Genomic DNA, 22,016 nt, shown 5'->3' with positions numbered 1-22,016 from the left:
TCAGTCCCGTTAAACGATAGAAGATTTCTATCAAAACATATCAAGGTCAAGGGCCAATGCCCGGGCCTCGTGCAACAGCGCCGAGACGAGCGGCGTATGGGGCTCCCGGTCTGCGGCAACCAGCCCGACCAAATGGCGCGCATCGGGCTCAACAATGGGAATCGCACGGATCGGCTCCGAAAAGCCCAATGTTTCCGCAAGGTTAAGCGGCATGATGCTTGCCCATTTCCCGGTTCGGATATGCGAAAACAGCACAATCATGGAGTTCGATTCGAGCGTCGGGTGCACCTCGACACCGGCTTCCCGCAGATGTTTGTTGATGATGCGCCGATTCTGCATGTCCATTGTCAGCAGGCAAAGCGGCAATTGACCGACTTCGGCCCAGGTCACAAATTCGCGATCAGCATAGGTGCTGCCAGTCGATGTGATTAATTGATAGCGTTCCGAATAGAGCGGAACCGACGTAACCCGGCCCAATGGCTCATTGTCGAGGTAGCTGATTCCCGCATCGATCTCGAAATTGCTGAGCAAGGTGAGCACTTCGAGGGAGGTGCGCGACGTGATGGAAAAGGTTACATCGGGATGTTTTTCGCGAAAAGGCGTTGTCAGGCGGGAAACCATGGCAAGTGCCGTGGGAATAGCAGCGATTTTGACGTGGCCGGACAGGCCAAAGCGCGCGGCGCGGATTTCCTCGCGCATGGTGCGTGTGTCTCCAACGATGCGGCGCGCCCATTCCAGCACACGCTGGCCTTCCGGGGTTAGTCCCTTATAACGCGACGCGCGCTGGACCAGCACCACACCCAGCGTGTCTTCAAGCTGACGGATAGCTGCCGACAAGGTGGGCTGCGTCACTCCGCACTCTTCCGCCGCGCGGCCAAAATGCTGGTTGCGCGCCAAAGCGATAAAAAATTCCAGCTTGTCGATCATCGAAAATGGTCCTCTGAACGGACTCTATCGATGATTACCCGCAGGCGGCAAGTACCGGGTGGTTTTTCAGACAGTCAAAAACTTGCGGACTTCCGGTTTGTCCAAACTCGCAGCATCGCCGGAATGCACGATCTCACCGCGATCCATGATATAGACATGATCGGCCAGCTCACGGCAGAAATCGAGATATTGCTCGACCAGAAGGATCGCCAGACCGGTCTGGTCACGCAGAAACCGGATGGCGCGGCCGATATCCTTGATGATCGAGGGCTGGATGCCTTCAGTCGGTTCATCAAGAACCAGCAGTCTCGGCCGGGTGACCAGTGCGCGGCCGATGGCGAGCTGTTGCTGCTGGCCGCCGGACAAATCGCCGCCGCGGCGGCCGAGCATGGTCTTGAGAACGGGGAACAGCTCGAAAACCTCAGGCGGTACATTGCGGTTGCCGCGCTTGGCCGCTGCAAACCCTGTCGCAAGATTTTCGCGCACGGTAAGCAGCGGGAAAATCTCACGTCCCTGCGGCACGAACGCTATGCCCGCACGCGCCCGGTCATAGGGTGGCTTTTTGCCAAGCACCGTACCATCAAAACTGATCGAGCCGGATGAGAGCGGATGCTGACCGACAATGGCGCGGAGCATGCTGGTTTTGCCGACGCCATTGCGGCCAAGCACACAGGTGATGGATTTTGGCTTCACCTCGAGCGAGACGCCGCGCAGAGCCTGTGCAGCACCATAATGCAGAGAGGCGTTTTCAACCGTGAGCATGGGATCGTTCCTTTGTCATCATCATCGCCCGAGATAGACCTCGATTACCCGCTGATCATTGCTGACGTGATCAAGCGAGCCTTCGGCAAGCACCGAGCCCTCGTGCAAGCACGTGACCTTCACATCAAGTTCGCGAACGAAATGCATGTCATGTTCCACAACGATAACCGAGCGGGTGCGAGCGATGTCGCGTAAGAGTTTTGCTGTTTCTGCCGTTTCCGCATCAGTCATACCGGCGACTGGTTCATCCACCAGCAACAGTTTGGGGTCCTGCGCCAGCAGCATGCCAATCTCCAGCCATTGCTTCTGGCCGTGGGATAGATTGGCGGCCAGCCAGTGGCGTTTTTCAAACAGCCGTATGGTGTAAAGAATTTCCAGAATGTGGTCGGCTTCGGCTTGGCTCTGACGATGAAACAGAGCTGAAAAAGCCGAACGCGGACCGGCAAGGGCCAGCATAAGATTGTCTTCCACCGTGTGACTTTCGAACACGGTCGGTTTCTGGAACTTGCGGCCGATGCCGAGCATGGCGATTTCCGCTTCATCATGGCCGGTCAGATCGACAGTCCCGTTGAAATAAACGTCGCCTGTATCAGGCTTCGTCTTGCCGGTGATGATGTCCATCATCGTCGTTTTGCCCGCACCATTGGGACCGATGATGGCGCGCATCTCCCCCGATTGCAGCACAAGGGAGAGATTGTTGATGGCGCGAAATCCATCGAAGGAAACTGAAACGCCGTCGAGATAAAGCAATGTGTCCTTGGCCTTCATGGGGCTACTCCGCGGCCTGAGGTTCGGGGGCTGGCACGAGCCTGCTGCTTTGTTTTACCAAAGGCGGCTGTGCATCATCATCTTTCAACGCTGCACGCGTCGCGCGGCGGGCTTGCCAGGAACCGTAGAGGCCAAGAATACCTTTGGGTAAAAACAGCGTGACAAGAATGAACAGAGCACCCAGCGCGAACAACCATATTTCGGGGAATGCGGCGGTGAAATAAGTCTTGCCGAAATTAACCAGCACGGCGCCGAGGATCGGGCCAATGATCGTGCCGCGACCACCCACGGCCACCCAGATGACCGCTTCGATGGAATTGGCCGGTTCGAATTCGGACGGGTTAATGATGCCCACCTGGGGCACATAGAGCGCCCCGGCAATACCGGCGAGCATTGCAGAAATCGTCCAGACAAAAAGCTTGTAGCGCTCCACCCGGTAGCCAAGAAAACGCATGCGGCTTTCCGCATCGCGCACACCGACCAGTACCTTGCCGAGTTTGGAGCGGATGATGAAACTGGCAAGGAAAACCGCCAGCGCCAGAAACAGCGCCGTGGCGGCAAACAGCGCCGAACGCGTGGTTCCAGCCTGCACATTGAAGCCGAGAATATCCTTGAAATCGGTCAGACCATTATTGCCGCCAAAACCCATATCGTTGCGGAAAAACGCCAAAAGCAGCGCATATGTCAGGGCCTGTGTGATAATCGAGAGGTAAACGCCGGTAACGCGCGAGCGGAAGGCCAGCCAGCCGAAGCCAAAGGCCAAAATGCCGGGCACCAGCACCACCATCAGTGCAGCAAACCAGAAATTGTCAAAGCCGTACCAAAACCAAGGCAGTTCCTTCCAATTGAGGAACACCATGAAGTCGGGCAGAACGGGATTGGCATAGACGCCGCGCGGGCCGATCTGGCGCATCAGATACATGCCCATGGCATAACCGCCGAGGGCGAAGAACGCGCCATGACCGAGCGAGAGAATGCCGCAGAAGCCCCAGACCAGATCCAGCGCGACTGCGAGCAGCGCGTAGGTCAGGTATTTGCCGAGCAACGACACGAGATAAGTCGGTACGTGCAAGGCTGAGGTTTCCGGCACCAGCAGATTGAGAACGGGCACGAAAAACGCAATCGCCACCAATAGGGCAATGGCGAAAGCACCGCGCCGGTCAACATGGGTGAAAAGCCATTGGGTAATCATGCCTCGATCGCCCTTCCCTTAAGTGCGAAGAGACCGCGCGGACGCTTCTGGATAAACAGGATGATGAGAACGAGCACGAAGATTTTGCCGAGCACCGCACCGGCAAACGGCTCAAGGAACTTGTTGGCGATGCCAAGCGACATGGCGCCGACCAGCGTACCCCAGAGATTGCCCACGCCGCCAAAGACCACGACCATGAAACTGTCGATGATATAGCCCTGCCCGAGATTGGGACTGACATTGTCGATCTGGCTGAGAGCAACACCGGCGATGCCTGCAATGCCCGAACCCAACCCGAAAGTCAGCGCATCCACCCATGGCGTGCGAATACCCATGGATGAAGCCATACGCCGGTTCTGCGTGACAGCGCGCATACGCAGGCCGAGCATGGTTTTCTTCAGCACCAGCTGCAACGTAGCAAAGACAGCCAGTGCAAAAACGATGATCCACAGGCGCGACCAGGTCAGCGTCAGCATACCGACGTCGAAGGAACCAGACATCCATGATGGGCTGCCCACCTGCACATTGGACGCACCGAACCATGAACGCGTCGCCTGTTGCAGCACCAGTGAAATGCCCCATGTCGCCAGCAGGGTTTCCAGCGGTCTGCCATAGAGAAAACGGATAATGCCACGCTCGATAACCACACCGATCGCACCGGAGACAAGAAAGGCGGCTGGCAGTGCGATGAGCAGCGAATAGTCGAAAAGGCCCGGCGCAGAGACGCGAATGATCTGCTGCACCACGAATGTCGTGTAAGCACCGATCATGACCATTTCGCCATGGGCCATGTTGATGACACCCATGACACCGAAGGTAATGGCAAGGCCAATCGCCGCAAGCAGAAGAACCGACCCAAGCGACAGGCCGTAGATAATGTTCTGAATGCCGTTCCACAGTTCCAGTTCGGAATTGATACTGGCAATTGCCGTGCTCGCGGCTTCGCCCACGGGGCCCTGGACGGTGGCCAGCGGCGTCAGGGAAACCAAGCGCTTCGCGGCCATTGCCGGATTTGATTTCGGCAATGGCTGATATCTTGAGGTCATCTGGTGCGTCGGAATTCAGAACCGCAGCAGCCCTGGCCCGCTGCATCACCACTTTAATACCCGCATCTTTCTCGGCCGTGATGGCCTGATCGAGCAGCGGGATCGATTCCGGGTCGCGGGTTTTGAGGATGGCTTCTGCCGCGGAACGGCGCTCGGCCGCATCGGTGCTCATCAAAGTGAGCCCGCCGATAGCGGCCGCGATATCACGGCGCAACTTGTTGTTGACCTTGATCTTCTCCGCAGCACTGCGCGGAACAGGCGTCAGCTTTGTACCCGTCAGCGGATCTGTTGCAGCGTAATCCGATCCTTCACGGGCGCCAATGAAAACAGACTTGTCGGCCTTGGAAACATAAAGATCACCGCTACTCAGTGCATTGAGAATGACCGAGGCACGCGGTGCGCCACTCTTGGCAAGTTCGGAAATCGCCTTGCTCGTATCATCGAAATTGTCGCCAGCCAGTGCTTCCACCAACGGTTTGAGTTTGGCGTCATCCACGGATTGCGCACCGGCAGGAACTGCCAACAGGCAGAGACCCAACATCGCAATGGCGGACAGGAGGCGGCTCAATGTCATTCAACAATCCTGCGTTTGAAATTCTTTTGGGGGAGCTCCATCCCCGCCACAAGACGGGGATGGAGATGGCTTCGGAGTTGTCGCCCCCGACCCGAAGCCGAAGCTTGATTTAGCGCTTAGTTGGTCTTGGTCACACCGCCGCACTTGCCAGTGGCAACGTTGAAGTTGCCGCATGACATCGGCTTGCGCCAATCAGAGATGAGGTCCTTGGAGCCCGGAAGATAGTCAGACCATTCATCACCGACCACGAGGCCCGGTGTCTTGTAAACAATGTCGAACTGGCCATCCGCCTGCACTTCACCGATCAGCACCGGCTTGGTGATGTGATGGTTCGGCATCATGGTTGCCGAGTCACCGGAAAGATTGGGAACGGAAACACCAACGATGGAGTCGATCACTGCATCAGATTTGGTGGTGCCTGCTGCCTCAACCGCTTTCACCCACATATTGAAGCCAATAAAGGTTGCTTCCATCGGGTCGTTGGTTACGCGCTTATCGTTCTTCGTGTAGGCATGCCATTTCTTGATGAACTCGGCATTGGCGTCGGAATCAACCGATTCGAAGTAGTTCCAGGCGGCAAGATGGCCGACGAGCGGCTTGGTATCGAGACCGGCCAGTTCTTCTTCGCCCACGGAGAAAGCGACGACCGGGATGTCTTCAGCCTTGATGCCCTGGTTGGCCAGTTCCTTGTAGAACGGCACATTGGCATCGCCATTGATGGTGGAGACAACAGCTGTCTTCTTGCCGGCCGAGCCGAACTTCTTGATATCGGAGACAATTGTCTGCCAGTCGGAATGACCGAACGGCGTGTAGTTGATCATGATGTCCTCATCCTTGACGCCTTTGGCGTTGAGATAAGCTTTCAGGATCTTGTTGGTGGTCTGCGGATAGACATAGTCTGTACCGGCCAGAACCCAGCGCTGCACACCTTCTTCTTTGGCAAGATAATCCACAGCAGGGATTGCCTGCTGGTTCGGCGCTGCACCCGTATAGAAGACGTTGCGCGAGCTTTCCTCGCCTTCGTATTGCACCGGATAGAAGAGCAGCGAGTTCAACTCTTCAAAGACGGGCAGAACGGATTTACGCGATGAGGATGTCCAGCAGCCAAACACTGCGGCCACCTTGTCCTGCTCGATCAACTGACGCGCCTTTTCGGCAAAGAGCGGCCAATCGGATGCGGGATCAACCACAACGGCTTCGAGTTTCTTGCCGAGAACGCCGCCCTTTTTGTTCTGCTCATCAATGAGGAAGAGCATCGTATCCTTAAGCGTCGTTTCGGAAATCGCCATCGTCCCGGACAGCGAATGCAGAATACCGACCTTGATCGTATCTTCTGCCGCTTTTGCCGGCGCAAGGCTCAGCGTCGCACCCACTGCGGCAGCCGCCAATGTCCCAATAAATCTGGCTGTTAGACTGAACATTCAGGTAAACCCCTTTTTATGGTTGTTTGTACCGAAGTGATACAAAGCAATGACCGTGCCAACCCAGGGAGTTACGCTGCACTATCGAGAATTCTTTTAATCTATCAGTATATTACAACTTTTGCGGGACGATCAGCGCCGATCCTCAGCCTCAAACAAAACTTCTGGTTGATTATTATTTTATCAATATATCTTTTGTGCCTAATAATAGTGCAATTTGATCAAATGTCGGTCTAAATCAATATGCTTTGATATGGCATTGGCAGATGTTTGATGTATGGTGCTGGCACCAATCACATTTTCAAGGACATAAAATGGATATCCGTCAGATTGACGAAGGCTTTGCCGTGACCGGTCAGATTTCCCCCGATGATGTCAGGGATATCGCTGCGGCGGGCTATCAGACCCTGATCTGTAACCGCCCGGATGGTGAAGGTCCGGATCAGCCCGACTTTGCCGAGATCGCCAAGGTTGCTGAAAAAGCGGGCATTCCCATCTATTACGTGCCGGTTATCTCAGGCCAGTTGACGCAGGACGATGTGGACGCGATGGCCGCCGCCCTCGACAAATCGGAAGGCCCTGTGCTGGCCTATTGCCGGTCCGGTGCCCGTTCCACCAATATTTATGGCATCGTTCAGCAACAAAAAGGCTGACGATCAAAGATAAGGGCTGCTGAACAGTGGCCCGGCTTTACCCCGACTTTCCCTCAAGCCTGACACGATAGAGCTGACTTTCCCATGAGCCGAATTGCCGACCTGAACAGTGAAGACCTTGCCGACCTGCGCCAGCAGACATTGAACGAATACGAGGCCTTCCGTGCACGCGGACTGAAAATCGATATGACCCGCGGCAAACCCAGCCCCGAACAACTGGCGCTGGCCAATGGCATGCTGACCTTGCCGGGCAATGGCGATCATTTCAGCGAAGCCGGTGAAGATGCCCGCAATTATGGCGGCCTGCAGGGTCTGGCGGAAGTGCGCGCGCTGTTCTCGTCCATGCTCGGCGCATCGCCGGACCGCATTGTTGTCGGTGACAATTCCAGCTTGGCAGTGATGCATGACACCCTGCTCTGGGCTTGGGTAAAGGGCGTTCCCGGCGGCACGGAGCCATGGCAGAAGACAGAATCGCCAGCTTTTATCTGTCCGGTGCCCGGCTATGACCGGCATTTCTCCATTCTGGAGGAATATGGCATCCGCATGCTACCGGTTCCACTCGTCGGCGACGGTCCGGATATGGATATGGTCGAGGAGCTTGCCGCCGATCCAAGCGTGAAGGGCATGTGGTGCGTTCCGAAATATTCCAACCCGTCGGGCGAGACCTATTCCGACGCGACCATTGCGCGGCTTTCTGCCATGAAAACCGGCGCACCGGATTTCCGGCTGTTCTGGGATAATGCTTACACCGTGCATCATCTGACCGAGGAAGAGCGTGAGATCGCCGATATTCTCGATCTTTGCGAGAAGGCCGGAAATCCGGATCGTGCCTTTGTCTTCGCCTCGACGTCTAAGGTGACGCTGGCCGGTGCCGGTCTTGCATTCTTTGCCTCTTCACCCGCCAATGTGCGCTGGTATATGGCTAGTGCCACCAAGCGTACCATCGGCCCTGACAAGCTGAACCAGTTGCGGCATGTGCGATTCCTGAAAAACAATGATGGCATCCGCAAGCATATGGCGGCGCATCGCAACCTGATTGCACCGAAATTCGCCACGGTCATCCGGGCGCTCGAAAAGCGTCTGACGGGAACTGGCGTCGCCGAATGGACAAGTCCTCAGGGCGGCTATTTCATCTGTGTCGATGCGATGGAAGGCACAGCCAGGCAGGTTGTCGAGCTTGCCAAGCAGGCGGGCGTCGTCCTGACACCAGCCGGTGCGACATCGCCTTACGGCAAAGACCCGCATGACCGGACGCTGCGGCTGGCGCCGACCTTTCCGTCACTGAAGGAAGTCGAGCTTGCTTCGGAAGGTATTGCTTTGTGCATCTTTCTGGCTGCGGTCGAGAAACTCTACGCCGACAGCAAACAGGACGTCTGATTGCTTTTTAAAGCGGGATGGCCAGACCGTCACGGCTGACAGTCAATCGCCCATACCACTTGCCGTTCAATGCTTTGATCCAGTCGGCTTCGCCAAAATTGGGGTCGTCGGCTGGAATGAGGTGGTGCAGGACAAGGTGTTGAACACCAGCTGCACTGGCGATCCGCGCGGCATCTTCCACCATCGTGTGACTGGCAAGCAGGTGTTCTTTCAAACGCGCGCCATTGCCTGTGCGGGCAACCAGCCGGTCAACGCCCTCCGGCAGCATCGCTTCATGCACGAGAATATCACTACCTCTGGCAAATTCGGCCAATGGCGGGAAGTATGCCGTATCCGCTGAGAACACGATGGATCTGCCGTCCGCTTCGACTTTCAGGGCAAAACAGTCGATAACCGGCGGATGATCAACGCGTAGTGCGGTAACCGTCAGACCGGCATCCTGATGAACGGTGCCATCGGCATAGATTTTGAGATCAACGAGATCGCGCAGATCCGGCCGACCTTCATCATCAATGCGCAGATCAATATCGTAGCGCATGGATTGCAGAAAACCGCCCCAGTAATCCTCGATCCCGGCAGGACCATAGACCGTGACCTTGCGGGATAGCCCCGATGTCCATGCGGTATGCAGCAGCGGGCCGAATTCCAGGCCGTGATCGGAATGCAGATGGGTAATGAGGATCAGATCGAGATCCTTCAACGACATATCCGCATTGACCAGACCACGGGTGACACCAAGGCCGCAATCAATGACGATCCGCCGTCCGGCTATTTCCAGCAAAGACGAGGTCGGCGATGGGCCGCCGGGACGGATTGCCGGGCCACCCTTTGTTCCAAGCAGGACGAGCCTGTCAGCCATGTCTAGAAGAACGCCTGAATGCCGGTCTGGGCGCGGCCAAGGATGAGCGCATGCACATCATGCGTGCCCTCATATGTATTGACCGTTTCAAGGTTCTGGGCGTGGCGCATGACGTGATAGCCGATCTGGATACCATTGCCGCCATGCATATCACGGGCAACGCGGGCAATATCCAGTGCCTTGCCGCAATTGTTGCGCTTGACGAGACTGATCATTTCCGGCGCCATCTTGTCTTCATCCATCAGGCGGCCGACGCGCAGACTGGCCTGCAGGCCCAGCGTGATTTCGGTCTGCATGTCGGCAAACTTCTTCTGGAACAGCTGCGTCGCCGCCAATGGCCGGCCGAACTGCTTGCGGTCGAGCCCATATTGCACCGTGCGCTGCCAGCAATCTTCCGCTGCGCCAAGCACGCCCCAGGAAATGCCATAACGGGCACGATTGAGACAGCCAAACGGCCCCTTGAGGCCGGAGACATTGGGCAGAAGCTGTTCTTCGCCGACCACCACGCCATCCATCACCACTTCGCCGGTGATCGACGCACGCAGCGACAGCTTGCCGCCGATCTTCGGTGCCGAGAGGCCCTTCATGCCTTTTTCCAAAACGAAGCCGCGTATCTGACCGTCATGCGCATCGGACTTGGCCCAGATAACAAACACATCGGCAATGGGGGCGTTGGAAATCCATGTTTTTGAACCGGTGATGCGGTAGCCGTCAGCCACCTTCTCGGCGCGTGTCTTCATACCCGCTGGATCGGAACCAGCATCGGGCTCGGTCAGACCAAAACAGCCGATCCATGCGCCGGAAGCCAATTTCGGCAAATACTTCTTACGCTGATCTTCAGAGCCATAGGCATAGATCGGGTACATAACCAGCGAGGATTGCACGCTCATCATCGAGCGATAGCCACTATCAACACGCTCGACCTCGCGCGCCACAAGACCATAGGCAACATAGGATGCACCGGCAGTGCCATATTCCTCCGGCAGCGTCACGCCGAGCAGACCCGCCTCGCCCATCATGGCGAACAGGCCCGGATCAGTCTTTTCTTCCAGATAGGCTTCCTCGATACGCGGTGCCAGCTCTGCCTGCGCGAAAGCCCGCGCGCTGTCACGGATCATCCGTTCGTCTTCGGTCAGCTGCTCTTCCAGCAGAAACGGATCCGTCCAGACAAAGGAAGCTTTGGAATTGGCCATGTAATTTCCTCCATAATGCGTCGAACAGACCTAGCACCAAAATCGCGTCGATGACCAGATACTTTCGGCTTAAAATATATTCCGGTGCGGTTTGAAAGCTGACAATTTCCGTTGGCGGACGAATCCACTATATGTAACGCATGGCCATCAAACAGCTCACCGAAACCATCATCAACCAGATTGCAGCCGGCGAAGTCATTGAACGCCCGGCCAGCGTGGTGAAAGAGCTTGTCGAAAATGCGATTGATGCCGGGGCAACCCGCATCGAGGTGGTAACGGCAGGTGGCGGCAAGAACCTGATCCGCATCACCGATAATGGTTCAGGCATTCCATCGGACGAGTTGACGCTTGCCGTATCGCGGCATTGCACATCGAAATTGACCGACGACGTGCATGATATTCGCGCGCTGGGTTTTCGCGGTGAGGCCCTGCCCTCCATCGGCTCGGTTTCGCGGCTTTCGGTGAAATCCCGCACACCGCAAGCCGATTCCGGCTTTGAGATCAGCGTTCATGGCGGCCGCATGGAAGGCCCGCGCCCGACCGGCATGAATGCCGGGACAATCGCCGAAGTGCGCGACCTGTTCTTTGCCACACCGGCGCGGCTGAAATTCATGAAAACCGATCGGGCGGAAGCCTCGGCTATCAGTGATATTGTCAAACGGGTCGCGATTGCCTTTCCGCATATCCGTTTTTCGCTGGCAGGCAGCGACCGGACGCCGCTTGAACTGGCCGCAACGGGGGTTGGTTCTGCCGGAATGCTCGACCGTATCTCACAAGTTCTCGGCAAGGAATTTCCGGAAAATGCCATTGCCATCGATGCGGAACGTGACGGGGTGCGGCTGACCGGTTTTGCCGGTATCCCCGCATTCAACCGTGCCAACAGCCTGCATCAGTTCGCCTATGTCAACGGACGCCCGGTGCGCGACAAGCAGATATGGGGAGCGATCCGCGGTGCCTATGCGGATGTGATCTCGCGTGACCGGCACCCGGTCGTGGTGCTGTTTCTTAATCTGGATCCAGCTCTGGTGGACGTGAACGTTCACCCGGCCAAGGCCGATGTGCGTTTCCGCGATCCCGGGCTCGTGCGCGGTCTGATCGTGGGCGCGATCCGGCAAGCGTTGGGCCAATCCGGCATTCGTGCAGCCACCAGCGGCGCCGAGGCCATGCTGCAATCGTTCAGATTGGGCGGTGCACAACCATTGCGCCCTGCGCCGGCAGCTCAAGCATCGCGCTGGCAGGATTCAGCAGCGGTCAACCAGAATTACAACGTACAACAATCAGCATTCAGGCCCTTCGAGCAGGAACAGGCACCGTCCTATGCCGGCAATGGCCTTGCAGAAGCAGCACGCAGCTTCCTCTCCGAATCCGAAGTTCTGGCAACGGATACACGCGCCAGCACAGCCGAAGTACCGCAAGCTTTACTGGCTTCGCCGCTCGGCGCAGCAAGGGCACAGATCCACGCCAATTATATCGTCTCACAGACGGAAGACAGTTTGATTATCGTCGATCAGCATGCGGCGCATGAACGGCTTGTTTATGAGGCACTCAAGAACGCCTTGCATTCCAGACCCCTTCCCGCGCAGATGCTGCTGATCCCTGAAATCGTTGATCTGCCCGAAGAAGACGTGGAGCGGCTTGTGGCTCATGCGGAGACGCTGTCGCGGTTTGGCCTTGGTGTAGAGGCTTTCGGCCCCGGCGCTGTCGCCGTGCGCGAAACCCCATCCATGCTCGGCGAGATCGACACGCAGCAACTCATTCGTGATCTGGCGGATGAGATTGCCGAACATGACACATCTGACGGTCTGAAAGCCATTCTCGACCACGTCGCCGCGACCATGGCGTGCCATGGATCGGTGCGTTCCGGAAGGCGATTGAAGCCGGATGAGATGAATGCGCTGCTCCGGCAGATGGAAGACACGCCAGGCTCCGGCACATGCAATCATGGCCGTCCGACCTACATAGAATTGAAACTCTCTGACATTGAGCGGTTGTTTGGCAGACGGTGAAGTCTTGACCCGCAGGGTGTCAGCCGCCTAAATGAACGGAATATGCCAATTGCGAAAGCGACAGAATGAACAGGTTTGAAGGACCCGGCTCCCGGGAAGCCAAAGTGCGTTACCTCGATGGAGACTTTCAGGTGCTTTCGCCGGGGTCTTACGTGCTTTGCGCCGTGACGTCGGAAAAGATACCGCTGGACGAGCTGAAATACTGGAGCGTTGCCAGGCAGGAAGCCTATGCCGACGCGACAATTTCACTGGAGCGCGAACTTCAAATCAACCCGTCCCTGCGCCAGCGCAACAAAGCCTGATTGATGATCCAGCGCCGGGCTGCCTTTTTCGCGCTGGTTGCGACAGCTTTGCTGGCCAGCGGCTGCACCACGACAGGCGCAAAACACGAGCCTGCCTATAGCGGTCCGACAAAGACCATCAAAGGTTATCTGCGCGGTTCACCGCTTGCCCGGCTGTCGCCAAGTTCCGTTGTTTACATCACCGCCTATGATGCGACCAATGGCAATTCCAAGCCCATGCCCTTCATTGGCGAGACAAGTTTCACGCTGGGTCAAAGTGGCTATTTCCCCATTGCCTACGAAATCGAAATTCCGGCATCAAAATCCGCACCCAAAGTTGCCTTGTCGGTGCAACTTGGCCAACCCGGACGAATACTCTTTGCCAACGACCGCCTATACAGCCAGACAACCGGGCGGAAGATGGATATTCCCATGCGCGAGGCACCGCCACGGCTGCGAAATTTCCGTCACGGACTATGACTGGCGAATAAGCCTTGAACGGGCTCGCTCGCGGGTTTCACTGATGATACGCGCTGCAGTCTGCGGATGGGGAAAGACCAGCTCAACATCAAGTACCAGCGTCCGCGCCGCCAAAGCCCTTGCGGCTTCGCTGCCATCCAGCAAACGGACGTGATCCTTCGCCGTTGTGGTCAGTGTGAGCCCTTCAGCATCAGCGCTTCTGACGAGATCGGCAATTTCATCATCCGTATAGGGATGGTGATCGGGAAACGATCTGGTGTGACCGATGATGCCGCCAGACTCTTGAAGCGTTTTGAAGAATTTCGAGGGATCGCCGATCCCGGCAAAAGCCAGCAGCGATTTGCCCTCTATATCCTTGACACTTGTTGGTATCAGCAAGGCTTCATAGACCGGCTTTGCTGCCCGCGCCGCATTGCGCACGACCTGATCGGCGCCACTGGCTGAGCCGATCTTGAGCAAAGCGTCGGTGCGCACCAATTGATCGGTCAATGGTGCACGCAAAGGCCCGCCCGGAATAACATGACCGTTGCCAATACCACGGCCGGCATCGACCACCATCAACGCGTAATCAAAATACAGACGGGCGCTTTGAAAGCCATCATCCATGATGATGAAATCACATCCTTCGGCCTGCAGTGCCTTGGCACCGGCAAAGCGGTCAGCTGAGACCACGACCACCGCATGACGGGCCAGCAGCATGGGCTCGTCGCCCACATGCCGGGCACTGTCAAGATCCGGGTCTACCCGGTGTAAGCCGGAAAAGGCTCCCCCATAGCCACGCGAGACAATGCCGGGCTTGAGGCCCAAAGCAGCAACCGCCTGCGCGAAGGCAATGGATGTGGGTGTCTTACCCGCACCGCCGACAGTGAAATTGCCGATGCAAAGTACAGGCAAGGAAATCGTTGGCGGCTTGGCGCGGCGTATGCGCCGTCCCGCAACCATGCCGTAAATTTTAGACAAGGGACTAAGTGCCCGTGCGCGCCAATCCGGCTTTTCCCACCAGAATGGAGGCGCTTCGCTGGTCATTTCCAGCCACCTTCACGCGCACTCAGCCGCGACTGAAGCACAAGCGGCTGGATGAACGGCTCAAGCGCAGTCATGGTCCTGTCCAGCGAACCGCGCATATCTTCAACTGTCTTCGTGCCCGCATCGATCATCACCTGACGCTCGGCCGGATTATTGAAGAGATAATTGACAGCACCGGCCAGCATATCCTTGTCACGAACAAGCTTAGCAGCGCCGTTCTTGATCAGACGCTGATAGGAATCGCGGAAATTCTGCACGTTACGGCCGGACAGAATGGCTGTTTTCAGCATGGCCGGTTCCAGCGGGTTCTGCCCGCCCTGGGCGGTGAGCGAGCGGCCGACAAAAGCGATCTCTGTCAGTCGCAAATAAAGCCCATACTCGCCAATCGTATCGCCGAGATAAATATCCGTATCCGGTGTGATGGCATCCCCGCGACTGCGCAAAGCCACTTTCAAACCCAGTTTTTCGATTTCTGCGGCGATGGCAGGCGCACGGTCCGGGTGGCGCGGCGCAATGATGGTCAGGAGATCGCGATGCCGCACCTTCAGCATGTGATGCACCTGCGCAACGATATCTTCCTCACCCTGATGGGTGGAGATCGCGGCCCAAGTCTTGCGCTTGCCGATTTGCCGCTGCACGGCAAGAAGCTCTGACTGCACAACGGGCGGTATTGCCGTATCGACTTTCAAATTACCCGACACCGTAACGGGTCGGGCACCAAGCGTCCGGAAGCGTTCGCCATCCACATCAGACTGCGCCACCACATGAGCGAGGTTTTCGAACAAGGCCTCGGCAATGGATGGCCATTTCTGCCATGAAGCAAACGAACGGTCAGACATGCGCCCGTTGACAAGAACCTGTGGCACCCGCCGCAAGCCAAGCTCGAGGATCGTCATCGGCCAAATCTCGGATTCGCAGATCACCGCGAGATCCGGCTGCCAATGGCTGAGAAAGCGGTCAACGGCGGGCTTGAGATCAAGCGGTACATATTGATGGATAACGCGGTCGCCGAGGCGTTCCTGCACCATTTTGGCAGACGTCACAGTGCCGGTGGTCAGGACGACATTAATACCCATATCGACAATGGTTTCGACCAGCGGCGTGACCGCCATGGTTTCGCCCACACTTGCCGCATGCACCCAGACCAGCGGTCCCGCCGGGCGGGCGACACTGGCAACGCCATAACGTTCGCCGTGGCGGCCGCGCTCTTCCTTGCCCTTGCTTGAACGGAAGGCGACATAGGCACCGACAACAGGAAACACCATGGCACCCACCCAACGGTAGGTGCCCAATGCTATGCGGGCCCAGCGCTCGCTCACGCCTTGCCATCCACAAGCATATGTACCCGTGCCGTATTGGCGTTCAGACTGGCGGTCAATTCGACACGCTTGGTTTCAAGCATTGCATCATCAGCATCCTCGGGGACAAAGATCGGGTCGCCGACAATCAACCCTGACCTGCCGAATGGCAAGGGAATGGTTGTCTTATCCCAGCTCTTCTCCAGAATTTTTCTGCGCGAAGTCGTGTAGCAAATAGGAATAATCGGGCGGCCGGAAAGTTTGGCAAGAAGAATGACGCCCAGACCGGAGTCGCGGGGTGTTCCGTGGGGAATATCAGCAATCATCGCCGCAGTCTTACCGTCCTTCAAGGCCTTTTTCAGGGCAAGCAATGCCCGCACACCGCCCTTTTCAATACTTTTTGTCGGCTCCCGGCCACCGGAGCCGCGAATGATCTCAACCCCGAACCGCTCGGCTACGCGGGCGTTGAGTTCAGCGTCCTTGCTCTTGGAAAACATGGCAACAAAGCGCACGCCGCGCGGCATCAGAAACGGCGCCATCAGATGCTGGCCATGCCAGGCAACCGCAATGAACGGCTCGCCGCCGCGCTTCATGTCGTCGAGATCAGATGATCCGGGCAGGCGCGGATTGGTGGCGTTGACCAGCCGGAAAAACTGAGTAATCAGCCAGACCACGGCCGCACGGACAAAGCGCGATTTCGCCAAGGGTCCGCGGACCGACCGCCAAAATCGCTTCAGCACCCCACTCTTCTTGCGGGGGGCCTTCGCCGTTGCTGTGCTGTTATCACTCATGCCGCTATCAATGCTGACCGGAAACGGATCAGCTTGCCTTGCCCGTGGTGGGATCAAGCAGCTTGTGCATGTGGACAATAAAATAGCGCATATGGGCGTTATCGACAGTCTGCTGCGCTTTGGACTTCCAGGCGCGCTGTGCCGTTTCGAAATTCGGGTAAATACCGACAATGTCCAGATTGTCGAGATCGCGGAATTCAACGCCGCCCAGCTTTTTCAGTTCGCCGCCAAATACCAGGTGAAGCAGCTGTTTCGGCTCTGCCGTATTTTCGCTCATGGTTGCCCATCCGTTCAAGTGTTATCAGTCGTTAAAATTTTAGCCTGTTTAACCGAAGGCGGTTTCAGCGACAACGTCCAACATGTTGTCCATCAGCAATCCGCTGGCAGCAACAAGTGCGCCATGACGGTAATCGCCTGTTTCATTGTTGCGCAAACCATAGGTCAGCGGCTTGCCATCCGCCGTCAGCACATGCCCGCCTGCTTCCGCCAGAATCAGATCCGCCGCCGCCAGATCCCAGTCATGCGAGCTGGGGCGCACAAAGGTGCCCGCAATGTCGCCGCGCGCCACCATGGCTATCCGATAGGCCAATGACGCAATATAGGGCGCCGCAATCATGGATTGCTGGAAACGTTCCGGCAGTCTTTTCAGGAATGGTCCGGGTCCGGCAACCTTGAACGGTGCATCATTGGCGCTGACATGGATGGCACTGCCATTCTGTTCCGCGCCCTGCCCCGGAAGCGCTGATATGGTCTGCCCTCGTGCCGGGCATTCGAGCACGCCTGCAACCGGCCTGCCATCTTCAATCACCGCAACGCTGACGCACCAGACATCCGACCCCTCAATAAAGGCCCGCGTGCCGTCGATCGGGTCAACCACAAAAAACCGCTGGCGCGGCGTTGCCGCCCGATCATCCAGTGTTTCCTCCGATATCCAGCCATAATCAGGCCGGGCTGTCAGCAGCATGTCCTTCAGATATTTGTCCGCTGCCAGATCAGCTTCCGATACCGGCGAATTGCCTGTTTTCATCCAGACCTGCGGGTCTTGCCGGAAGTAGGACAAGGCAATCCGTCCGGCGCCTTCGGCGGCTTCCCGGATCAAAGCAAGATCAGCGCGGTTTTTTTCACTTGCCGGCAAGAGTCATGCCTTCGATTACGAGTGTCGGACTGGCGACACCAAAATTGCGGTCGATATCATTCGCTGCCACCATGTTCAGGAACATGTCCTTGAGGTTGGAGGCAAGCGTAACTTCACTCACTGGATAGGCAAGCTCGCCATTTTCGATCCAATAACCGGAAGCGCCCCGGCTGTACTGGCCGGTGATCATATCAACACCCTGTCCGAAAAGCTCGGTGACATAGAAGCCGGTCCCAAGCGCACGGATCAAATCTTCCGGTGTCTGTTCGCCTGGCTCAATGGCAAAGTTGGTGGATGACGGCACAACGCCCGAACCGGAGCGGACACCACGACCATTGGTGGTGAGGCCGAGTTCCTTGGCGGTCGACGTGGACAAGAACCAGTGCTTCAAAACACCGTTCTCGATCATGGTCAGCGCTTCACCTTCGATACCCTCGCCGTCGAATGGACGTGAGGAAGAACCACGAACGCGCAAAGGGTCATCCGTCACGCTGATGGCATCAGCGAGAATCTTTTCGCCCATGCGGTCTTTGAGAAAACTGGTCTTGCGGGCAACAGACGAACCGTTGATGGCGCCAGAGAGATGACCGGCAATGCCGCGCGCGACGCGTGGATCATACACAACATTCACGAGGCCAGTCTTGGCCTGCCGCGCGCCGATGCGCTTGACTGCGCGTGCCCCGGCGGAACGGCCAATGGCTGCCGGGTCCTGCAGCGCATCGAAATGCTGCCGCGACGAGAAATCATAATCACGTTCCATGCCTGTGCCGGTACCGGCAATGGCGCTGACTGAACGCGAAAACCGCGAGCCCATATAGTGGCCGACAAAACCGCCTGACGTGACCAGAACCATGCCGCCAAGACCAGCAGATGCTGACGCACCGCCCGAATTGGTGATCCCTTCAACCGCAAGCGCAGCTTCCTCGGCGGCCAAAGCATCCTGTGTCAAACGTGCAGCTTCAACAATTGTCGAATCGAAAAGATCAAGGTCGCGGATCGTACGCACAAGCCTTGCAGAATCGGCCAAGCCTTCGAACATGTCATCGGGCGAGACCTTGGCCATGGCGACGGCGCGCTCGGCAAGAATTTTCGGGTCGGAACCGGCAGTTGCCGATATGCTTGCCACTTTCCTGCCAACAAAAACGCGCAGGGAGAAATCGTCACTTTCCGAAGATTCGGTCGACTCGACTTTGCCAAGCCTGACGCTGACACCTGTTGAACGCGAACGCACGACAACAGCATCGGCGGCGTCTGCTCCGGCACGGCGAGCGGCCTCTACCAGCGCAGCAGCATTGTCAACGAATTCGCGGGAATTGGCGGGCTCGATCATATTCATCCCTAGAGTTGATTGCATGATAGGATGCAAGGACATATCTGACCAATGACCAGATGACGCACTGCCTCCTATATGGTGCAAATTGGGGTCTATCAAGGCAAACACCGGCAACATTCGCAACAGACTGGGTCAGGCACATGCTTTCACAAAGCGGCAATCTCTATTTTCAGGCTCTTGCACTGCTGGCTGGGGCGATTATTGCCGCGCCGTTATTCAAACGGCTCGGGCTTGGGACCGTACTTGGCTATCTCGCGGCGGGTCTTTTGATCGGGCCGCTGGCCAACCTGATTACCGATGGCGAACAAGTCCTGCATTTTTCCGAATTGGGCGTGGTTTTTCTGCTGTTTGTGATAGGTCTTGAATTGAAGCCCACGCGCCTGTGGAACATGCGCCACGCGATTTTCGGTCTGGGCGCGGCGCAGGTCATCGTCTCGGGAGCGGCACTGACCGGTTTGATCCTCGCATTTCAGCTGATGAGCTGGCAGGCGGCCGTGGTGATCGGTTTCGGGCTTGCACTGTCATCGACCGCTTTTGCCATGCAGATTCTGGAGGAGCGCGGCGAGACCAATATGCCGCATGGCCAGACGTCTTTCGCCATACTGCTGTTTCAGGATCTGGCTATCGTTCCCTTGCTGGCGATGATTCCCGTGCTTGCTCCCGGTTCCGCGCAGCACGAGGCCGATCCGCTCGGCAAGTTTCTCATCGCCATTATCTGCATCGGCGCGATTATCGCGGTGGGGCGTTATCTGCTCAATCCGCTGTTCCGGTTTATCGCCAATACGGGCGCTCGAGAGGTGATGATCGCGGCGGCATTGTTCGTGGTGCTCGGTGCGGCATTGCTGATGCAGTTTGCCGGGCTTTCCATGGCTATGGGTGCTTTCATCGCCGGTGTGCTCTTGGCAGAATCATCTTACCGGCATGAACTTGAAGCCGACATCGAACCGTTTCGGGGCATATTCCTCGGCCTGTTTTTCATGGCCGTCGGATTGTCGATTGATCTGAAAGTCATCCTTGCCGACTGGCCGATGATCCTTCTGGCCGTGCCGGTATTCATGGCAATCAAGGCGCTGGTGGTCTACGTGCTGGCGCGGCTGTTCCGCTGCAATCACAATGATGCGATCCGCATCGCCTTCTTCCTCCCGCAGGGTGGTGAGTTCGGGTTTGTGCTGTTCACGACGGCAGCTGCAGCAGGATTACTAAGCAGTTCCACAGCCTCGGAAATGATCGCCGTTGTCACGCTTTCCATGGCGGTCATGCCGCTGTCGGTTGCCCTTGGCAACCGCTTTCTGGTTGATCCCAATGCCAAGGAAGAGATCGACGAAGATTTTGACGGGGCGGCGGGTGCCGATGTTCTGATGATCGGGTTTTCGCGCTATGGCCAGATTGCCGCGCAAATTCTGCTGGCGGGTGGCACCAGTGTTACCCTGATCGACGCTTCGGCCGACCGTATCCGCGCTGCCTCGAAATTTGGCTTCCGCATCTATTTTGGCGATGGCACACGCAAGGAAGTGCTGGAAGCGGCCGGTATCCGGCAGGCCAAGATTGTCGCGGTTTGCACCCATGCGCGTGAAACAACCGACAAGATCGTTGACCTGGTGCAGTCGGAATATCCAGATATCAAGCTTTTCGTGCGGTCCTATGATCGCGGTCATACGTTGAAATTGCGGGCACGCGGTGTCCAGTATGAACTGCGGGAGACCTTTGAATCCGGGTTGCTTTTTGGCCGCCGGACGCTCGAGGAACTCGGCACCAGCGAAGATGTCGCCTATGAGATCATGGAAGACATTCGCAACCGCGATGAGGACCGGCTGCATATTCAGGCCTCGGAAGGTCTGATGGCTGGAAACGACTTGTTGCTGACCCGTCCGGTTACGCCAGAGCCACTGATCAAACCGACACGCGAATCCAAGCGTATCGATACGGTCGAAGACGAAGCAATGATCCCGGATCCGGAGCCTGCCGAGTAGGCCTATTCCTGTTCGACGTAAGTGATGGCGGCATCCACGGCACGCTTCAACTCGTCCTTGATACCAATCGATTCGTTCAGCACCTGCTCGACGCGCAAGAAATCCAGCACGCCGAAACGCGCCACTGCTGGCCGCAGAAAGATAGCCGGCGGGTCCGTCCGCAAGCGCGTCGCAATGATCGATTGCATCATGAGCTGGCTTGCGCCGAACATTGCATCAATCGATGACGGGAATTTGCGCCCGTCGCCTTCCGGTCCCCCAACCACGTCAATGCCGATGACGAATGTCGCCTTGCCCTTCAGATGGTCAAACGGCACCGGATTGTAAATTCCGCCATCGATCAGCACACGGTCGTCGCGGCGCACCGGGCGGAAAAGCGCAGGTATGGCCGCCGATGCCGCGATCGCGTTGAACAAGTCGCCTTCATCGATCGGGATTTCCCGCTGTCCGTAAAAGTCGGTTGCCGTCACGCTCAACGGAATCGCCAGTTCTTCAAACGTTTCGGGTATCTGCTCGGGCAAAAATGTCTTGAGGATTTTTTCGATGTTGAACTGGCTCAGACGAATGCCGCCGCCAAACATTTCGCCGAATGTTGCCGGGCGCAGACGCCACAGGCGGGCAGCTATTTCGGCACGCCGGGACAGGGTTGCAATGGAATATTCGCGGATATCACGGCCGGACATGCCCGCCGCCATACCTGCACCCATGATCGCGCCAATGGACGAGCCGGAAATCGCCACGGGTTTGATGCCGAGTTCATCCAATGCTTCGATCACATTGATATGGGCAAGCCCCCTCGCCCCGCCGCCGCCAAAGGCTATGGCAAAGCTCGGCGTGCTGCTGGCGAGGCTTGTGCCTGCAGTCCCGTATGCACCTTCAAGATCCCGTGCGCTCATGGCGTATCCTTTGCCGATCAGACCCCTT

The 22,016-nt window shown here is 57.1% G+C and carries 20 protein-coding genes and 1 pseudogene; 6 read left to right on the top strand and 15 right to left on the bottom strand.

Annotation, left to right across the window (positions count from 1 at the left end; genetic code table 11):
- Positions 1-30 precede the first annotated feature (30 nt).
- The 6 genes and pseudogenes from HB779_RS08955 to urtA form a co-directional block, all read right to left on the bottom strand.
- The gene (locus HB779_RS08955) at positions 31-927 is read right to left on the bottom strand and encodes a LysR family transcriptional regulator (protein WP_188345370.1); all 897 of its coding nucleotides are present in this window, start codon (positions 925-927) and stop codon (positions 31-33) included.
- Positions 928-993: 66 nt separating this feature from the next.
- A complete protein-coding gene (urtE, locus tag HB779_RS08950) occupies positions 994-1,689 on the bottom strand; it encodes an urea ABC transporter ATP-binding subunit UrtE (RefSeq protein ID WP_188345369.1) in 696 nt (231 codons plus the stop codon).
- Between the two features lie 21 nt (positions 1,690-1,710).
- A complete protein-coding gene (gene urtD, locus HB779_RS08945; protein ID WP_188345368.1) occupies positions 1,711-2,457 on the bottom strand; it encodes an urea ABC transporter ATP-binding protein UrtD in 747 nt (248 codons plus the stop codon).
- Between the two features lie 4 nt (positions 2,458-2,461).
- On the bottom strand, positions 2,462-3,649 hold the full coding sequence (gene urtC / locus HB779_RS08940; protein WP_188345367.1) for an urea ABC transporter permease subunit UrtC: 1,188 nt from the start codon (positions 3,647-3,649) through the stop codon (positions 2,462-2,464).
- Positions 3,646-5,269 (bottom strand): annotated as a pseudogene (gene urtB, locus HB779_RS08935) (urea ABC transporter permease subunit UrtB). Before urtB ends, urtC begins: the two are co-directional and overlap by 4 nt.
- 116 nt (positions 5,270-5,385) lie before the next feature.
- On the bottom strand, positions 5,386-6,690 hold the full coding sequence (gene urtA / locus HB779_RS08930) for an urea ABC transporter substrate-binding protein (protein WP_188345366.1): 1,305 nt from the start codon (positions 6,688-6,690) through the stop codon (positions 5,386-5,388).
- Between the two features lie 314 nt (positions 6,691-7,004).
- Between urtA and HB779_RS08925 the strand changes: the two genes are divergently transcribed.
- Positions 7,005-7,343, top strand: a complete 339-nt coding sequence (locus HB779_RS08925) for a TIGR01244 family sulfur transferase (protein ID WP_188345365.1) — start codon at positions 7,005-7,007, stop codon at positions 7,341-7,343.
- Between the two features lie 84 nt (positions 7,344-7,427).
- Positions 7,428-8,720, top strand: a complete 1,293-nt coding sequence (locus tag HB779_RS08920; RefSeq protein WP_188345364.1) for an aminotransferase — start codon at positions 7,428-7,430, stop codon at positions 8,718-8,720.
- A 7-nt stretch (positions 8,721-8,727) separates the two neighbouring features.
- On the opposite strand, the gene HB779_RS08915 is transcribed toward HB779_RS08920, so the two are convergent.
- Positions 8,728-9,579: an MBL fold metallo-hydrolase gene (locus HB779_RS08915; RefSeq protein ID WP_188345363.1), complete on the bottom strand. Its 852-nt coding sequence runs from the start codon at positions 9,577-9,579 to the stop codon at positions 8,728-8,730.
- A 2-nt stretch (positions 9,580-9,581) separates the two neighbouring features.
- A complete protein-coding gene (locus HB779_RS08910) occupies positions 9,582-10,772 on the bottom strand; it encodes an acyl-CoA dehydrogenase (protein ID WP_188345362.1) in 1,191 nt (396 codons plus the stop codon).
- 140 nt (positions 10,773-10,912) lie between these two features.
- On the opposite strand from HB779_RS08910, the gene mutL reads away from it, so the two are divergent.
- The 3 genes from mutL (at position 10,913) to HB779_RS08895 (ending at position 13,539) form a co-directional block, all read left to right on the top strand.
- Positions 10,913-12,778, top strand: coding sequence for a DNA mismatch repair endonuclease MutL (gene mutL / locus HB779_RS08905; RefSeq protein ID WP_188345361.1), 1,866 nt, complete (start codon positions 10,913-10,915; stop codon positions 12,776-12,778).
- A 65-nt stretch (positions 12,779-12,843) separates the two neighbouring features.
- Entirely contained in the window at positions 12,844-13,080 is a 237-nt protein-coding gene (locus HB779_RS08900) for a DUF2093 domain-containing protein (protein ID WP_188345360.1), read from the top strand.
- A 3-nt stretch (positions 13,081-13,083) separates the two neighbouring features.
- A complete protein-coding gene (locus tag HB779_RS08895; RefSeq protein WP_188345359.1) occupies positions 13,084-13,539 on the top strand; it encodes a hypothetical protein in 456 nt (151 codons plus the stop codon).
- Here the strand turns inward: HB779_RS08895 and lpxK are convergent.
- The 6 genes from lpxK to HB779_RS08865 are packed head-to-tail and all read right to left on the bottom strand — an operon-like array spanning position 13,534 to position 19,119.
- A complete protein-coding gene (lpxK, locus tag HB779_RS08890) occupies positions 13,534-14,565 on the bottom strand; it encodes a tetraacyldisaccharide 4'-kinase (RefSeq protein ID WP_188345358.1) in 1,032 nt (343 codons plus the stop codon). The two genes, HB779_RS08895 and lpxK, sit on opposite strands and share 6 nt — an antisense overlap.
- The gene (gene waaA, locus HB779_RS08885) at positions 14,562-15,884 is read right to left on the bottom strand and encodes a lipid IV(A) 3-deoxy-D-manno-octulosonic acid transferase (RefSeq protein WP_188345357.1); all 1,323 of its coding nucleotides are present in this window, start codon (positions 15,882-15,884) and stop codon (positions 14,562-14,564) included. Before waaA ends, lpxK begins: the two co-directional genes overlap by 4 nt.
- A complete protein-coding gene (locus HB779_RS08880; protein WP_188345356.1) occupies positions 15,881-16,654 on the bottom strand; it encodes a lysophospholipid acyltransferase family protein in 774 nt (257 codons plus the stop codon). The genes waaA and HB779_RS08880 overlap by 4 nt, the downstream gene beginning before the upstream one ends.
- Positions 16,655-16,682: 28 nt before the next feature.
- Entirely contained in the window at positions 16,683-16,931 is a 249-nt protein-coding gene (locus HB779_RS08875; RefSeq protein WP_188345355.1) for a DUF4170 domain-containing protein, read from the bottom strand.
- Positions 16,932-16,979: 48 nt separating this feature from the next.
- Positions 16,980-17,789, bottom strand: a complete 810-nt coding sequence (locus tag HB779_RS08870; protein ID WP_188345354.1) for a 3'(2'),5'-bisphosphate nucleotidase CysQ — start codon at positions 17,787-17,789, stop codon at positions 16,980-16,982.
- Positions 17,776-19,119 (bottom strand): TldD/PmbA family protein, encoded by a 1,344-nt coding sequence (locus HB779_RS08865; RefSeq protein ID WP_188345353.1) that lies wholly within the window; start codon positions 19,117-19,119, stop codon positions 17,776-17,778. The genes HB779_RS08870 and HB779_RS08865 overlap by 14 nt, the downstream gene beginning before the upstream one ends.
- Positions 19,120-19,262: 143 nt before the next feature.
- Here HB779_RS08865 and HB779_RS08860 point away from each other — a divergent pair, with 143 nt between their 5' ends.
- Positions 19,263-21,092 (top strand): monovalent cation:proton antiporter-2 (CPA2) family protein, encoded by a 1,830-nt coding sequence (locus HB779_RS08860; RefSeq protein ID WP_188345352.1) that lies wholly within the window; start codon positions 19,263-19,265, stop codon positions 21,090-21,092.
- 2 nt (positions 21,093-21,094) lie between these two features.
- Here the strand turns inward: HB779_RS08860 and HB779_RS08855 are convergent, their stop codons facing one another.
- On the bottom strand, positions 21,095-21,988 hold the full coding sequence (locus HB779_RS08855) for a patatin-like phospholipase family protein (RefSeq protein ID WP_188345351.1): 894 nt from the start codon (positions 21,986-21,988) through the stop codon (positions 21,095-21,097).
- Between the last annotated feature and the right edge of the window lie 28 nt (positions 21,989-22,016).

Origin of the sequence: Phyllobacterium sp. 628, from assembly GCF_014189505.1 — a bacterium.
Taxonomy (GTDB): Bacteria; Pseudomonadota; Alphaproteobacteria; order Rhizobiales; family Rhizobiaceae; genus Phyllobacterium.
Note: the sequence above shows the minus strand (reverse complement) of the source record. Positions and strands in the feature narration are given on the sequence as shown.

Bases quoted from the DNA above. Each gene is read 5' to 3' on its own strand.
- HB779_RS08955 (WP_188345370.1), bottom strand. From the start codon at position 927: ATGATCGACAAGCTGGAATTTTTTATCGCTTTGGCGCGCAACCAGCAT.
- urtE (WP_188345369.1), bottom strand. From the start codon at position 1,689: ATGCTCACGGTTGAAAACGCCTCTCTGCATTATGGTGCTGCACAGGCT.
- urtD (WP_188345368.1), bottom strand. From the start codon at position 2,457: ATGAAGGCCAAGGACACATTGCTTTATCTCGACGGCGTTTCAGTTTCC.
- urtC (WP_188345367.1), bottom strand. From the start codon at position 3,649: ATGATTACCCAATGGCTTTTCACCCATGTTGACCGGCGCGGTGCTTTC.
- urtA (WP_188345366.1), bottom strand. From the start codon at position 6,690: ATGTTCAGTCTAACAGCCAGATTTATTGGGACATTGGCGGCTGCCGCA.
- HB779_RS08925 (WP_188345365.1), top strand. From the start codon at position 7,005: ATGGATATCCGTCAGATTGACGAAGGCTTTGCCGTGACCGGTCAGATT.
- HB779_RS08920 (WP_188345364.1), top strand. From the start codon at position 7,428: ATGAGCCGAATTGCCGACCTGAACAGTGAAGACCTTGCCGACCTGCGC.
- HB779_RS08915 (WP_188345363.1), bottom strand. From the start codon at position 9,579: ATGGCTGACAGGCTCGTCCTGCTTGGAACAAAGGGTGGCCCGGCAATC.
- HB779_RS08910 (WP_188345362.1), bottom strand. From the start codon at position 10,772: ATGGCCAATTCCAAAGCTTCCTTTGTCTGGACGGATCCGTTTCTGCTG.
- mutL (WP_188345361.1), top strand. From the start codon at position 10,913: ATGGCCATCAAACAGCTCACCGAAACCATCATCAACCAGATTGCAGCC.
- HB779_RS08900 (WP_188345360.1), top strand. From the start codon at position 12,844: ATGAACAGGTTTGAAGGACCCGGCTCCCGGGAAGCCAAAGTGCGTTAC.
- HB779_RS08895 (WP_188345359.1), top strand. From the start codon at position 13,084: ATGATCCAGCGCCGGGCTGCCTTTTTCGCGCTGGTTGCGACAGCTTTG.
- lpxK (WP_188345358.1), bottom strand. From the start codon at position 14,565: ATGACCAGCGAAGCGCCTCCATTCTGGTGGGAAAAGCCGGATTGGCGC.
- HB779_RS08880 (WP_188345356.1), bottom strand. From the start codon at position 16,654: ATGAGTGATAACAGCACAGCAACGGCGAAGGCCCCCCGCAAGAAGAGT.
- HB779_RS08875 (WP_188345355.1), bottom strand. From the start codon at position 16,931: ATGAGCGAAAATACGGCAGAGCCGAAACAGCTGCTTCACCTGGTATTT.
- HB779_RS08865 (WP_188345353.1), bottom strand. From the start codon at position 19,119: ATGATCGAGCCCGCCAATTCCCGCGAATTCGTTGACAATGCTGCTGCG.
- HB779_RS08860 (WP_188345352.1), top strand. From the start codon at position 19,263: ATGCTTTCACAAAGCGGCAATCTCTATTTTCAGGCTCTTGCACTGCTG.
- HB779_RS08855 (WP_188345351.1), bottom strand. From the start codon at position 21,988: ATGAGCGCACGGGATCTTGAAGGTGCATACGGGACTGCAGGCACAAGC.